This window comes from Leifsonia sp. 466MF, assembly GCF_900100265.1.
Lineage (GTDB): Bacteria > Actinomycetota > Actinomycetes > Actinomycetales > Microbacteriaceae > Leifsonia.
Genome location: NZ_LT629696.1, coordinates 833,756 through 849,197 on the forward strand (window position 1 = coordinate 833,756; position 15,442 = coordinate 849,197).

The window sequence follows — 15,442 nt, forward strand, 5'->3', positions numbered from 1 at the left end:
GGTTTACTTTTTGCAAGCGCCTGATTAGGATCGAGGCATGTCCACAGCCACCGCCCCCGCCCGGCCGAAGCCGCGGGATCGCGTGCTCGCCGCCGCCGCGCGCCTGTTCGTGCGCGAGGGCGTCAACGCGGTCGGCGTCGACCGGCTCGCTCAGGAGGCCGAGGTCTCGAAGCGCTCGATCTACCAGCACTTCGACGGCAAGGATGCGATCGTCGCGACCATGCTCCAGGAGTACGGGCCGCGTGTCGTCACGGGATACTTCGACGCCGACGAGGGTGCCGCCCCACGGGACCGCGTGCTCCACGTCTTCGACGCCCTGCACGCCGCCGCGGAGGCCAGCGACTTCTACGGCTGCCCCTTCGTCAACGTTGCGACCGAGCTGCGCGACCGCGAGCATCCCGCCGCCGTGGTCGCCCGCGGGTTCAAGGACGAGCTGACCGCCTACTTCGAGCGCCAGGCCGCGGCCGCCGGAGCAGCTGACACCCGCACCCTCGCCATCCAGCTGACCCTGCTGTTCGACGGCGCTTCGGCGAGTGCCGCCATGCGCGGCGGCACGCCCGACGCGGCCCGCCTCGCCGCCGCCCAGCTCTTCGACGCCGCGACCGCCTGACCTGCGCACATTCGTGCCGAATGTGCGTTCTGGCGCCGCCATACCGCACATTCGGCACGAATGTCGCGAGCTAGGGCGCGATCGACAGGAAGATGAACGCCGCGAACAGCACCAGGTGGATGCCGCCCTGCAGCCGCACCGCGCGTCCCTGCACGATGGTGAGGATGCTGACGAGCACTGTCAGCACCAGCAGAACGATCTGACTCGACCCGAGTCCGAGGTGCAGTGCGCCCGGCAGCCAGATCGACGCGACCGCGATCGCCGGAATGGTGAGCCCGATGCTCGCCATCGCCGAGCCGAGCGCCAGATTGAGGCTCGTCTGCGTGCGGTTGCGCGATGCCGCCTTGGCTGCGGCGATTCCCTCCGGCAGCAGCACGAGCAGCGCGATGACGACGCCCACGAACGACTGCGGCAGCCCGATCCCGGTCACAGCCCGCTCGATCGGTGTCGACTCCAGCTTGGCCAATCCGACGACCGCGACCAGGGACACGAGCAGCAGCCCGAGGCTGATCAGGGCGGCGCGCTTGGTCGGCGCTTCGGCGTGGTCGTCCTCGGTCAGGGGCTTGCCCTTTCTGCCCACCGGGAGGAAGAAGTCGCGGTGCGCCACCGTCTGGGTGAAGACGAACATCCCGTACAGGGCGAGGGAGGCGATCGCCGCGAACACCAGCTGCGGTCCGGAGAACACCGGGCCGGGCGCCGACGTGAAGCTCGGCAGCACCATCGTCAGGGTGGCGAGCGCGGTGACCGTCGCCAGGGCCGCTCCACTGCCCTGTGCATTGAAGGCGGTGGACTCGCGGCGGGATGCGCTGAGCAGCAGCGAGAGGCCGACGATGCCGTTCATCGTGATCATCACGGCCGAGAAGACGGTGTCGCGCGCGAGCTCGGGGGAGTCCTTGCCCGTGGTCATGAGCGTCACGATCAAGGCCACCTCGATGATGGTGACCGCGACGGCGAGGACGAGCGAACCGAAGGGCTCCCCGACCCGGTGGGCCACCACCTCCGCGTGCTGGACGGCCGCCAGCACCGTCCCGGCCAGGACGACGGCGATCACGATGACGGCGATCGTGTTCAGCTCCACCGCCCAGAACGCCACCAGGACCACGACGCCGATCACCGGCACCCCGATCGTCCACCATCGTGCGAGCCAGGTGCCGAGCGCTTTCATGCATCCATCCTGCCAGGCCGCCCTCCGAGGGCTTCGGGCAGGTTCCGTCGCCGTCGTTCGGCGGGTCCCGCAGGTTCGGCCGCCGGGGCCCGGTTGGATGGGCCTATGACCGGGACTACGACCCTCCGCGCGCTCTCCGCGACCGCCGTCGCCTTCACGTTCGCCGTGCTCCTGGCGGGATGCGTCTCGCCGAGTCCGGCGCCGACCGGATCGCCCTCCGCATCCACGACCTCGACGTCGCGGCCGACCCCGACCTCCACGGCGACCTCGACGCCGATCGACGGCCAGTGCGACACGGGAGACCTCTCCGGCACTATCGCGCAGGGTGGCGGCGGGGCGGCGGGCAGCGTCGAGGTGACCCTTGTGCTCACGAACAACGGCTCGGGCGAATGCTCGCTGCAGGGCTGGCCGGGGGTGTCGTTCGTCGGCGATGGAAACGGCACGCAGCTGGGTGCCGCGGCCGAGTTCGACCGCAGTACACCGCATCCGACCGTCGTGCTCAAGCCGGGCGGCACCGCGCAGGCGCCGCTGCGCATCACCCAGGCGCTGAACTACCCCGAGGCGGACTGCGCCCCGAAGCAGGTCGACGGCTTCCGGGTCTACCCGCCCGGTTCGACCGAGTCGCTGTTCGTGAAGGACGCGGGCGTGACGGCCTGCACGAAGGATTCGGTGTCGCTGCTCACCGTCGGCGCGCTGGTCGCCGGCAGCTGATCCGGCGTCCGAGTCACTGGCAGACGCGGGCGAGCGGTCCGTCCCACGACTCCCGCAGATCTGTCGCGGCCCTGTTGGCATCGGCGAGTGCCGCGGCGGGGTCGCGAGCGAAGCCCTGTCCGTCGACGGCGCCCTGCAGGTCGTCCAGCCTCCGGTCGACGGGGTCGAGGGCGCGCTCCACGGCGTCCGTCGCGATGTCGCTCGTTTCCGCGCGGAATGTCGTCACCGCTTCCTGGATCGCCGACCCCGCCTCGACGGGATGCGCTCCGAGCGCGGCGAGGTGTGCATCCAGCGCGGCGTCGAGGGCATGGCGCGCGCTCCGGATCGTCGTGCAGTCGCGCCCCCGCTCGGCCGACGCCTCGGAGAACAGCGGAAACTCCGTTGCGGCCGCCACGCCGAGCATCGCGACGGCCGCAACGCAGCCCAGCATCAGCGCCGCAACTCCCGGCCAGAGCCGGACCGCACGCGCCAGCATCCCGGACCGGGTGCGGGTCGCCGCATCCACGGCCGGCGTCGAGCGCGGAGTGCCGGCATCGACATCCGGCACGCTCGGGCGCGAGATGGTCACGGTCGCAACGCTAGGGCCGCTCGGTGAACAGTTCGTTGCATGATTTCCGGTGCCCGGTAGCGTTGCGACATGGACGCCGCCTCCGCCATCGATGTACTCGTGTTCTCCGCGGAGTTCGCCTGCTGCGGCACGCCTTTCGCGGCCGGCGAGGATGTGACGTTGACGCTCCGCGCTCCCACCCAGGACTCGTCGGCCCACGATGGCGTTCCCACGTATCTCCACGAACTCCATCCGCATGACGACCGTGTGCCTCTCGCCGATGTCACCGGGCGCGTCGAGCGGATCGTCGCGTCGTACGAGCGGTTGGTTCCGGTCCCCGGTGCTCACTACCGCACCAACGACCCGGAGGATCGGATCGAACGCGATGTCGACCGGGTGCCGACCGAGGACCATCCGGCGGGTTATGGCGGCCCGGACTACCGGGTGCGCCTCCGCATCCCCTCCGGAACGCGCCTGCCCGATCCCGCTCCCGAGGTCGAGCTGTCGCCTGCCCCCGACTTCGACGTCCCTCCGCCGCCGCGGATACTGCCTCTGCTGACGACGCTGGTCGCAGAAGTCGCCTCAGAGTTCGGAGACGCGGTGGACGTGCTCCGCGGCCGCGAGGACGCCTCCGTCACGCTGCAGCCGCGTCGGGAAGGGGCGGCCGCTGTGCGGTGGAACGCCTACCTCGATCAGCTCACGGCGGAGATCGAGCATGCGGAGTGGACGCTGACCGACGACGAAGCTGGCGTCGCCGTCCTCCGCGACCTCGTCGCCGCGGCCGCGGCGGGGCGCTTCTCCGAGACGGTGGATGACTGGACGATTGTCTCCGTCGCGACGACGGCAGATGGGCGCGCGTACGAGGCGACGACGACCGTCTCGCGGTTTCCCCTCGGCGGCGACGTCGTGATGCTGGGAGGTTCCGACCACGAGCGGATCGAGCGCGCGCGGTCCGGAAATCCTTTCCTTCCGTGGAGCGACGAAGTCTGATGGCAGGTCGCGCGCATCCACCTGCGTCGGCGGCCCCCGATACGATCCCGGAGTGATCTCCACCGTCGCCGTCTCCGGCTACCGCTCGCTGCGCGACCTCGTCATCCCGGTGGGGCGGCTGACCGTGGTGACGGGCGCGAACGGGGCGGGTAAGTCGTCGCTCTATCGGGCGCTGCGGCTGCTGGCCGGGTGCGGGCGGGATGAGGTGGTCGTCGCGATCGCGCGCGAGGGCGGCCTCGACTCCACCCTGTGGGCCGGTCCGGAGCGCCTCGGCCGGGCGATGCTCCAGGGCGACGCGCCCGTCCAGGGAACCGTGCGTCGTGGTCCGGTCGCGCTCCGGCTGGGCGTGCAGCTCGACGACGGCGGCGTTGGCATCGGCTACGCCCTCGACCTCGGACTGCCGCAGCCCAGCAAGGACACCGCGTTCGGCCGCGATCCCGAGCTGAAGCTGGAGACCGTGTGGACGGGTCCTGCGCCTCGACCGTCGAGCCTGGCGGCCGAGCGGCGCGGCGGCCACGTCCGTGTGCGCGGCGACGACGGCGGCTGGACGGAGCTCGGGAAGACCCTGCGCACGTTCGAGAGCATCCTCACCGAGGTCGTCGATCCCGTCCGTGCCCCGGAGGTGCTGCGGGTGCGCGAGAACCTGCGCGCGTGGCGCTTCTACGACCACTTCCGCACCGACACGGCGGCCCCGGCGCGGCTTCCGCAGCTCGGAACGCGCACGCCGGTGCTCGCCGCCGACGGGACGGATGTCGCGGCGGCCATCCAGACCATCCGCGAGTCGGGCGGCGGCGGCCCTTTCGACGCGGCCGTGGATGCGGCGTTCCCCGGCAGCCGGGTCGAGATCGTGGTCGACGGCGCGCAGTTCTCGGTGGCCGTCCGGCAGCCCGGGCTGCTCCGTCCGCTCGCGGGCGCGGAGCTGTCGGACGGCACCCTGCGCTTCCTGCTCTGGGCGGCCGCGCTGCTGTCACCGCGTCCGCCGCAGCTGCTGGTCGTCAACGAGCCGGAGACCAGCCTTCACCCGGACCTGCTGCCCGCGCTCGGCTCCCTCATCGTCGCCGCGTCGGCCAACGCGCAGCTCGTGGTCGTCACGCACTCCCACGAGCTGCAGGACGCGATCCGGCGTTCCGCGGCCGACCGCGACCTCGTCGACGACGTGAGCCGCATCCACCTGGAGAAGCAGCTGGGGGAGACCCACGTGCGCGGCCAGGAGGGCCTCCTCGACCGTCCCACCTGGCACTGGCCCACCCGCTGAATGCTCGTTGCGGCTCCGGTGTAGATTCTGGCGTGTGAGTGACCCCGGCCGGCGGCACCGATGGGACCGCGCGGTCTCGCGCCCGCTGACGCCCAGGAAAGATAGCCGAGCGCCGGGACTCGCGCAGCCCGGCGGATGGCTGGCGGGTGTCACGACGCCCCCGCGGCCGGTGAGCACGTGGGGGATGGCCTGGCGGCTGACCGCGCGGTGGACGGCCACGGTGGTCATGTCCGCCTTCCTCGCCGCCGCCATCTGGTCCGTCGCGGCGACGCCGTCGTCCCAACACTGGCTCGTGCTGCTCGCGGTCGTCGGTAGCTGGCTCTACAGCGTCCTGGTGACCGTCGTCCTCACTGTGGTGCTAGTGCGGGCTCCCCGAGCGCCGCGCCGAGGGTGAGCGCCGCTGTCAGCTAGCGCTTCTCTCGGGCTGGATGACCTTCCCTCCGGTCAAGCCCCCGAACTGGGGCATACCACGATGGTCCCTACAGTTCCATGAGAATTGATTAAGAATTCGCCGGGCGGCTAGGGTGTGGCTTGGCCGCCGGGGGCGGCCAGTGTCTCGGGGGGATTTTTCGTGAAGTTGTTCTCTGCTGCCGGTTCATACCGGATGCCCGCTTTTCTGCTCGCCGCGGGCCTGTGCGTCGCATTCGGGGCCGGATCGCTCGCCGCCCCACAGCCGGCGCAAGCCATGGACAGCGCGCCGGCCGCTGAGGCGCCTGCCGACTCTCAGCAGGTCGAGTCCGAGGCGGAGGCCCGTGAGGTGGCCGCAACCCACAACCACGAGGTCGTCGTCGCAGACCAGTCATCGCCGAACGTCCTGGTCAAGGCGCGCCCTGACGGGTACATGGAGGCAGTGAGCAGCCAGGTGCCCGAACAGGCGGAAGTCGGCGGCGTCTGGACTGCTGTGGATACGACACTTGTCGAGAAGGAAAGCGGCTACGAACCGAAGGTCGCTGCCGTGCCGGTGCGAATCGGCAAAGGCGGTTCCCCGCTCATCGTCTCTGTGAAGTCGGAGTCGGGCGACTGGGTCAGTGAGAGCTGGCCGTACGGCGATCTTCCGGTGCCGACCGTGAGCAAGAGCGTTGCCGTGTTCGCGAACGTCCTGCCGGACGTGGACCTGAGGGTGACCGCGACGAAGGCCGGTATGCGTGAAGTCCTGGTCGTGAAGACAGCGGATGCGGCAGCCGACCCGCGGCTGGACGAGGTTCGTCTGACGATCAAGGGCGCTCGGCTGGTGATGGCGACCGAGACGGACACCATGCAGGCCCACACCGGGTCGGGGGACCCCGTGGTCGCCGCAACGCCACTGTGGTGGGATTCGTCGCATGAAAGCGCCAGCGCGGAGTCACCGGGGGCGGTGGAGCCGAAAGCCGTCGAGGCGACAGTGGACGGCTCGCAGTCGGTGCTGGACGTCGGAGCCGTGACCGACGGGGACGTGACATATCCGCTGTACGTCGACCCGGACTGGAGCGCATACCTGCAGTACGACTGGTACACAGACCGGGCCTACCCGAATCAGGCGTACTTGAACCCGCCGGAGAACAGCGTTGGCTACGGCATTCAGAACGGTGTCGGCTATCTGTCCCGGGCCTTCTACCGGTTCGATACGAGTTTCCTCGCCGGGAAATCTGTTTCGAGCGCCCATTTCGATGTCGTGCAGAACTGGGCCAACAGCTGCGCGAGCACGTGGACCCAGCTCTGGCAGTACGGTGGCTCGGCTGTCGGCTTCACCTGGAACACCGACCCCGGCCTATGGGTGCGCGCGATCGATGCCCAGGCATACAACAACGGCGGTCCGTGCAGCCCCAACCCGGCGTGGGTCGGGTTCTCCGCTACTCCCACGGCGCAGGACGCCGCGACATACTCGGCTCCGTTCATCGTGTTGGCCCTCAGGACCGCCGACGAAGGGAATTCGCTGTCCCGCAAGCACTTCCGCTGGGATGCAAAACTCACGGTCACCTACAACTCCCGGCCGAATCAGCCGGCGAATCCCGCAATGACCGCGCCCTCGCGCGGCTGCAGCACCGATCCGAACAATCCCTCCTATGTGTACGGGAAAGCGAAGATCACGATGAAGGTGAACGTCACCGACCCGGACACCGATCAGCTGACGGCAGCCAACTTCTTCCTCAAGAGGATCTCGACCGGTGCCGTGAAGACCACCCCGACGTCCTTCCAGGCTCAGGGCGCCAACTTGACCTACACGATCGATCCGGCCTCCGCGACGCTGAGCGCTGTGGAGAAGCTCGTCGACGGTGAGAAATACGCGTGGTCGGCGAGAGGAAGCGACAACATCCAGGACTCCGCGACGGATTCTCCGTGGTGCTATTTCGTCGTCGACTCGAGCGCGCCGGCACTACCGACGGTCTCCATCGATACGTCAGGGGGCGCCCGGATCGGATCGCCTCTGACGGCCACCATCACGCCGGCGCCTGGTGAACAGATCGCCGGCTACCAACTCTGGTGGACGGACACCGCGAAGACGAGCTCCAGCCCGGCGGCTCCGGTCACCTCGTACACCACGGAGTTGCCAGGGTGCGGCGCAGGAGTGGTGGGGACCGTGCGCGTGATCTGCGCCTCCGCTTCGGGAGGGGCGACCGTCACCGTTGCGCCGATCGCGAATCCCTCGACACTGTGGGTGGCCGCGTACGACAAAGCCGGAAACGTGTCGTTCGATGCGGCGACCAACTCCTCCGCGGCAGGCGCGCAGGTGGACGCTACGCTGCCGCTGGATCTGTCCGGTGGTCACCTGTGGAAGGCGGACACGGATCCGCCGGTCGGGCTCTCCGATGTGATCGGGACGGCCGCTGTCACGATGGGGAGCTTCAACGGCTGGGGGACTGATGCCGGCGAGAACGATCCGCAGCTGACGTCGGTCGGGCTGACCGCCCTGAATCGCTACGTGAAGGCGGGAGTCGGGCACGCCACCGAGGTAGACGGGGGACAGGTGCCCGGATACACCCTCGAATTCCCCGTCGGTCACGTCGCCCGATACGGTGCGGGCAGCAAACAACCCGTGAACTCGCAAGTGCTCTATGCGTGCAAGTACGGCGTGGGCAACATGCTCTCCACGTCCGCGACGTGCGAGGGAACCGGGCTCACAGGTCGCCCGCTCGGCTATGACTGGAAGACCGCGGCGGACGTTCCGTCGGGGTATCAGGCTCGGGAGATCTTCCGTTGCCGGATCGGGACGGACTACTTCGTCAGCGTCGTTCCGGCCTGTGAGGGTGGCGCAGCCGTCGAAGGAAGCCGGGGCTTCGTCGCGGTCTACGTCCCCACCACCACAGCGGCGGGCGTGGTGGACACCACCAAATCGTTCACGGTCTCGGCCCGAGTGAAGGCCAACGGTGGGAGCGAAGCCCAGACGATCGTCTCGGCCAGCGGGGCTACCAACGCCGGGTTCTATCTCCAGAACTCGGGCGGCTACTGGCAGTTCTGCGTCCGCTCCCAGGGCGCGACCCTCATGACAGCGTGCGCAAAGGGTGCAGCGATTCCGGCGACGCCCCGGTTCGTGACCGTCTCCGGCGTGTGGGATGCGATCAACAAGCAGGTCATGCTGGTCGTTCACGACGAGGACCTCACTGAGGCGACCACGACCAGCTACACCCCACCGGCCGACGACAAGGCGGCGACGGGGGCGGTGGTGTTCGGGGCCGCCGGCTCGGGATCCACACCGTTGCAGATCCTCGACGGGCAGATCGCAGACGTGTCTTTCTATCCGGTGGCGTTGCCACGGACCGCGCTGTCCCAAGTCCCCGTCCCCGCTCCCTGACACGCTGCAACGAAACTGAGGATTCGACGTGACATTCTCCACTTGGTTAACTCGCAGCTCGGCGCTCGGCGGCCTCGTCATCGCCACGCTGGTCGCAGCCACCCTGCAGGGCGCGCCTTCCTCCGCCGCTGAGGCGCCGACACCTCCGGCGTGGGCGAAGGTCGTGCCCGGCTCTGCCGCGAAAGAGCACGTCGGCAAGGGCGGCACACCCCCGGAGTCGGCTGCGATCTCCACCGCCCCCGCGCCAACGGGCGACTATCAGGTCGATATCGACGGCGGGGCGAAGGGCGAGTCGATCGCGGTCGACGACACGACCGGTCGATCCGCCGTCGTCGTCGACGGGAAGTGGCATCCGGTCGGCGACACCGGACTCACGGTCGCCAGCGCGGGAGACACGCAGTCCGCTGCGGATGCGCGCAAGCAGCTCGAAGCTTCCAAGATGGGGACCGCGAAGGCCAAGGCCAAAGACCGGGCCGAGAAGGTCTCTGTGAAGTTCCTCCCGTCCGCGAGTGCCGAGAAGCTCGGCGCGGCCGGCCCGATCGTACAACTGAGCCGCGCAGACGGTTCTGCGACCGAGGCGGCGATCGGGGTTCGGATTCCGACGAAGGTTCTGGCTGCGGCGTATGGCGCGGACTTCGCCTCCCGCGCCCACTGGGTTCAGCTCGACGGGACGGCGCTGCCCAAGTCCGGGAAGGACCTGCGGAGGAAGGCCACCTCTGTTCCGTCGGAAGTGGATTCCGAGTCCGGAACGGTGACAGCGGCCCCGACGATCGGTCGCGCACCAGTACTGATGATGGCCCTCGCCACCGCGACGGGCGCGTCCGGGACAGGGGATTTCACAGCTACGTCGCTCAAGCCATCGGCGGAATGGGATGTGTCAGCGCAAACCGGGACATTCAGCTGGAAGTATCCGCTGCGAATCCCGCCGGCGCCTGCCGGCCCGGCACCCGACCTCGCGCTGTCGTACGACTCTCAGTCCGTCGATGGGCTCACGGGCTCGACCAACAACCAGCCATCCGCGATCGGTGAGGGCTGGTCTCTCGCCGGAAGCGGATTCATCGAGCGCTCCTATGTCGGCTGCGCAGTGGACGACGGTGCGTCGGGGCCGGTGAAGACCTCCGGTGATCTGTGCTTCAAGAACGCGAATGCCACCGTCTCCTTCGCGGGCCACTCCGGCGAGCTGATCCGGGTCGGTGCCACCAACCAGTACCGCCTCGCCGCCGACGACGGCACGCGTTTCACGGAGTACAAGGGAGCGCCGTGCGCCTCCAACGGCACCGCCGACACCGCCTGCTGGCAGATGGTCACCACTGACGGCACTCAGTACTTCTTCGGGCTGAACCAGCTCCCCGGATACGTCGCGGGGAAGCCGACCACCAATTCGGCCTGGACGGTGCCGGTGTTCGGCAACGACGCGGGCGAGCCGTGCCATGCCGACACTTTCGCGGCGTCATCCTGCCAGCTGGCGTGGCGGTGGAACCTCGACTATGTCGTCGACGTGCATGGCAACGCGGAAGCGTATTACTACAACGCGCAGACGAACATGTACGCGAAGAACGGGTCGACTGCGACCGCTTATGTGCGCGGCGGTGAGCTCGAGCACATCGAATACGGCCTCAGCGCTTCCACCGTCTTCGGTGCAAACGCCGCGTCGGGCAAGGTGTTCTTCAGCTACGACAAGAACGGGCGCTGCTCCGACGGCAGCGGCGCACAGTGCACCACGCAGCCGGCGGCCGGCAACGCCGTCAAGCCGGCGAACGCCGCCTCCTATCCCGACATCCCGTTCGACCAGCTGTGCGCGTCCGGCACCTGCGCAGGCCTGGTGTCGCCAACATTCTGGACCACGTCGAAACTGTCGACCGTGAAGACGCAGGTCCTGTCGGCCGGTGCCTACAAGGACGTCGACTCGTGGGCGCTCAAGCAGTCCTTCCCCGCTCCGGGCGATGGGACGTCGCCTGCGCTTTGGCTGGACAGTGTCACCCACACCGGCTATTCCGGTACCGCCACCTTGACCGAGCCGACGGTGAGCTTCGGCGGCGCGGTCCTCCAGAACCGGGTCTGGGCTGTTGACGGCCTCGCGCCGCTCGACAAGTGGCGGATCGGATCCATCAAGACCGAGCTCGGCGCGACCGTCAGTGTCAACTACTCGGCCCAGGAGTGCGTGCCCGCCGACCGGGCAGCGATCTTCGCAGCACCGCAATCGAACATCAAACGCTGCTACCCGCAGTGGTGGTCGCCGTCGGTGACGCCACCGCAGGCGCCCCAACAGGATCTGTTCCACAAGTACGTCGTCACCAGCGTCATCGACAACCCCAACACCGGGGGAGCCGGTGCGCCTGCCGTCGAGAAGTACTACGTCTACGGCACGCCCGCTTGGCGGTACAACGATTCTCCGCTCGCTCCGGCGGAAAAGCGGACCTGGTCGATCTTCGCTGGTTTCGACACCACTGAAGTTCGCGTCGGACAGGCGACGAAGCCGTCCGAGCAGAACGTCACCAAGTACACCTTCTTCCGCGGATTGGATGGCGACAAAGCGTCACCCGCGGGTGGAGTGAAGTCCGTCCAGGTGGGTGGCGTCCCCGACTACCGCCCGTTCGCCGGGAAGGTCCGCGAACAGGTCGCCACTCTCGGCGTCGGGGGAGCAGTCCTCTCGACGACGACCACCACGCCGTGGGGGTCCGCACCGACCGCCAATGACGGTGTGCATTCCTCGTGGTACACCGGCGACTCTCAAGTCGTGGTGGTCGAGCCCGTATCGACCGGCGGGACTCGATCCACGACCACGACAACGAGTTACGACCCCACCTGGGGGCTGCCGACGAGCGTGCAGACCACCCACACGGACGCGCCGGCGACGTGCGTCACCACCACGTACGCGCCGGCGAACACCAGCCGCTACCTCATCGGAAGCGTGGCGGAATCTCTCACGACTGCAGGGACGTGTGACCAGGCAGCCACAGCGGAGGCCGACCGGCTCATCAGCGATGTGCGCACGAGTTATGACGGCCAAGCTCCAGGAGCGGCTCCGACGACCGGTGACCCGACCACGGTCGAAACCGTCACGTCGATGACCGGAACTTCGAAGACGTGGTCGACCATCGCCACGACCGGCTATGACGCGATGGGCCGGACTGTGCAGGTCACGGACGCCCTCAACCGGATCACCAAGACGGCGTACACGCCGGCCGGCACCGGCGGGCCGACGACCAAGGTGGTCGTCACCAACCCACTCGGCTGGACCTCCAGCACGGAGTTCGACCCCGCATGGGGCGCCGTGCTCAAAGCGACGGATGAGAACAACAAGATCACGTCCGCCAGCTACGATGCCCTCGGCCGGCGCACGGGGGTGTGGCTTCCCAACAAGTCCCAGACGACCTATCCGACTGCCCCGTCGACGAAATACACGTACAACCTGTCCCAGAGCCTCGCTTCAACGGTGGCCACCGAGTCCACCATCCCGGGCAGCACCATCACCGCCTACGACCTGTATGACGGTCTGGGCCGGATCGTGCAGCACCAGGCCAAGGCGGTACAGAGCGGGGGTGTGATGACCGACACCGCCTACGACTCCCAAGGCCGGGCGATTTCGAGCACATTGCCGTACTGGGCAACGGCCGCCCCATCGAGCAGCCTGTTCATTCCCACCAGCATGGCGCAGGTGCCTTCCCGTACGGACACGGTCTACGACGCCGCCGGGCGCACAACCGCGTCGATCCTTTACACCTACGGCAACGAGAGCTACCGCACCACCACCGGGTACCCCGGAGCAGAGCGGGTGAACGTCACCCCGCCCGCAGGCGGCACTCCGGCCAGTACGATCACCAACTCGGCCGGTCAGAAAACAGCACTCACTCAGTACCAGGCGCCCACTCCGACCGGTAGCGGACTCACGACCTCCTACGCGTACACGCCGGCAGGCAAGCTCGCCCGGATGACGGACCCGGCAGGAAACGCGTGGTCGTGGCAGTACGACCTGCAAGGCAACCAGATCGTCGCCGACGACCCTGACTCCGGTCACACCACCTCCAGCTACGATCTCGCGGGTAACGTCCTTTCCACCACGGATGCTCGAGGTCAGGTTCTCGCCTACAAGTACGACGACCTCAACCGCAAGACCGAGAAGCGCTCCGGATCGAAAACCGGCCCGCTGCTGGCATCGTGGACCTACGACACGGCGGCGAAGGGCAAGCCGGCGTCGGCGACGAGCTACACCGGCTCGACGGCAACCACTCCGGGACTCGCCTACGTCACGTCCACCGACAGCTACGACGACCTTTACAACCCGACATCCTCCACGGTGAAGATCCCGGCAGGAGCGCCGGCGTTCGGCGGCACCACCTACACGGTGACGATGACCTACAACAACGCCGGTCTCCCGCAGCAGCGCACCCTACCGGCGATCGGAGGACTGCCGCTCGAGCGCATCCGCATCGGGTACAACGGCATCGGCAGCGTCGACAACGTTCAGGGCGCGACCATGTACGGGGTCACCTCGTACACGCCGACCGGACAGCTCGCCGCCATCACGCGGGGCACCAGCGGGTACACGATGAACACCACGTTCGGCTACGACCCGAGCACCGGGCAGCGCAATCAGGTCATCGACACCGCGTCTACGCCGACCGGCTCCGGTACCCAAGCGAACCGCCTCTACAAGCGCAACCCGGCCGGGGATGTCACGAGCATCCAAACAACGGGCCTCACCGGCACGGACACGCAGTGCTTCCGCTACGACGCCATGCGTGCACTCACCGAAGCCTGGACACCCAGCACCACGGACTGCGCCGCCGACCCGACAGTGGCGGGACTCGGCGGAGCGGCGCCCTACTGGAAGTCCTATCGTGTTGACCCATCCACCGGTAACCGCACTTCTTTGACTACGCACGACGCTTCTGGTGATTTGACCGCCTCCTACGCGTACCCGCCAGCCGGGCAGCCTCATCCCCATGCGGCAATTGCCGTGGGCGCGGCAGCATACGTGTACGACGCGAGCGGGAACACGACAACCCGAGCGGACCAGTCCCTCAGCTGGGATGAGTCGGGGAAGCTCTCCGTCGTGTCAACTCCTAACGGCGCGCAGAACAGGGTGTACGACGCGGCCGGGAATGTGTTGATACAGGTTGATGCCGAGTCTGGAGCCCAGCTGTATCTAGGCGAAACGCGGCTGACCCTTGCTCCGCAAGGCACTGCCGCCTCCGCCATCCGCACTTACGCCATAGCGGGATCCGTCGTGGCGGAGCGGGTGAGCCTGGCCGGGGCGTCGGGCTCAAAAGTCACATGGCTTTCGGGTGACCTCAACGGCACGCAGGATATGGCTATCCAACAGTCGACTGGCGCGGTCACGCGACGATTCGCTGACCCCTTTGGAAACCCGCGAGGCGCCTCCACTGGCTGGGGCAGCGATCACGGGTACCTGAACGCACCGGCATCTCCCTTCTCCGGACTGACGCAGCTCGGAGCGCGCGCCTACGACCCCCTAATCGGGCGATTCGTATCCGTCGATCCTGTTTTGTCGCAGGACAACCCGAGTCAAAACAACGGGTACAGTTACTCCGCCAACAACCCTGTTTCCTTCAGCGATCCGGACGGAAAATGCTATGTAGGGTCGGTTGATTCCCTCAATCACAAACCCAACTGCTCGTCCGGTGGGGCAAAGCCCATCGTGTCTCGAAACAACCCTGCGGCACCTGGACCTGATAAGGGCACTTACACAGGTACCGGAAACAACAGCCGAGGAAAGGCCGCCGATGGAGGAAACAATTGGCGCGCTCCGAGCACAAAAACGGTGTTGGATTGTGCGATACATGGCTCCGTATGTGCTGGAACTCTGCCACAGGCGCCGCCCGTTCCTGGTCAAGACATTCCCGATGTGTGCGTAGGTGCAGCGAAGTTCAGGCACTGTTCGCCAGATGGGTATGGCTACGTTTATGACAGCTACATCACGGACGCGCTCGGTGCCCAAGATGTCATGGACATCTTCAAGAAAAACCCTCAGCGTATATTCCCATTCCCTGTTAGCGGGTGCGAATCCTTCACTGACGGGGCGACATGTCATCTGAAGGCTTTAGGCAATTGGTTCACATCTGAGGGCGACGTAGTCGTCTCGACCACCGCAACGAGCGTAACCTTTACTGTCGCATCTGAGGGCTATTTTGATCCTCCGGGATCTACCATCGAATTCTCCGCAGTGCAGTACGGAAGCGATGTCTATCTCCGTCGTACTGCGCGAGCACTCGGCGGCGGTGATGGGGGTGTGCAAATTGGCATACAGCTACTTAAGCTGAATCAGCCGACCTGGGACCAGCAAGCCGCGAATTTGAGAGACCTGATCAATGGACGATAACCGATACGAGACGGACCTTCGGGCCCCCATCTGGTGGTCTATTGTCCTTAGT

General features: G+C 67.4%; 9 protein-coding genes. 7 read left to right on the top strand and 2 right to left on the bottom strand.

Going from position 1 to position 15,442, the window contains the following annotated elements; all coding sequences use genetic code 11:
* Nucleotides 1-37 precede the first annotated feature (37 nt).
* Nucleotides 38-610 (top strand): TetR/AcrR family transcriptional regulator, encoded by a 573-nt coding sequence (locus BLR91_RS03970; protein WP_089876928.1) that lies wholly within the window; start codon nt 38-40, stop codon nt 608-610.
* Between the two features lie 70 nt (nt 611-680).
* Here the strand turns inward: BLR91_RS03970 and BLR91_RS03975 are convergent, their stop codons facing one another.
* Nucleotides 681-1,775: a calcium:proton antiporter gene (locus BLR91_RS03975; RefSeq protein WP_018191839.1), complete on the bottom strand. Its 1,095-nt coding sequence runs from the start codon at nt 1,773-1,775 to the stop codon at nt 681-683.
* Between the two features lie 105 nt (nt 1,776-1,880).
* On the opposite strand from BLR91_RS03975, the gene BLR91_RS03980 reads away from it, so the two are divergent.
* Nucleotides 1,881-2,486, top strand: coding sequence for a DUF4232 domain-containing protein (locus BLR91_RS03980; protein WP_089876926.1), 606 nt, complete (start codon nt 1,881-1,883; stop codon nt 2,484-2,486).
* A 13-nt stretch (nt 2,487-2,499) separates the two neighbouring features.
* On the opposite strand, the gene BLR91_RS03985 is transcribed toward BLR91_RS03980, so the two are convergent.
* Nucleotides 2,500-3,054, bottom strand: coding sequence for a transporter (locus BLR91_RS03985; protein ID WP_089876924.1), 555 nt, complete (start codon nt 3,052-3,054; stop codon nt 2,500-2,502).
* A 69-nt stretch (nt 3,055-3,123) separates the two neighbouring features.
* On the opposite strand from BLR91_RS03985, the gene BLR91_RS03990 reads away from it, so the two are divergent.
* The 5 genes from BLR91_RS03990 (at nt 3,124) to BLR91_RS04010 (ending at nt 15,390) form a co-directional block, all read left to right on the top strand.
* Nucleotides 3,124-4,023 carry a DUF6578 domain-containing protein gene (locus BLR91_RS03990; RefSeq protein WP_089876922.1) on the top strand — a complete coding sequence of 300 codons (900 nt, stop codon included), beginning with the start codon at nt 3,124-3,126 and terminating at the stop codon, nt 4,021-4,023.
* Nucleotides 4,024-4,075: 52 nt separating this feature from the next.
* Nucleotides 4,076-5,278 carry an AAA family ATPase gene (locus BLR91_RS03995; RefSeq protein ID WP_089876920.1) on the top strand — a complete coding sequence of 401 codons (1,203 nt, stop codon included), beginning with the start codon at nt 4,076-4,078 and terminating at the stop codon, nt 5,276-5,278.
* A gap of 184 nt (nt 5,279-5,462) precedes the next feature.
* Nucleotides 5,463-5,672 carry a hypothetical protein gene (locus BLR91_RS04000; RefSeq protein WP_231918814.1) on the top strand — a complete coding sequence of 70 codons (210 nt, stop codon included), beginning with the start codon at nt 5,463-5,465 and terminating at the stop codon, nt 5,670-5,672.
* Nucleotides 5,673-5,849: 177 nt separating this feature from the next.
* Nucleotides 5,850-9,047 (top strand): LamG-like jellyroll fold domain-containing protein, encoded by a 3,198-nt coding sequence (locus BLR91_RS04005; RefSeq protein ID WP_157694668.1) that lies wholly within the window; start codon nt 5,850-5,852, stop codon nt 9,045-9,047.
* A 28-nt stretch (nt 9,048-9,075) separates the two neighbouring features.
* On the top strand, nt 9,076-15,390 hold the full coding sequence (locus BLR91_RS04010) for an RHS repeat domain-containing protein (protein ID WP_089876914.1): 6,315 nt from the start codon (nt 9,076-9,078) through the stop codon (nt 15,388-15,390).
* Nucleotides 15,391-15,442 lie beyond the last annotated feature (52 nt).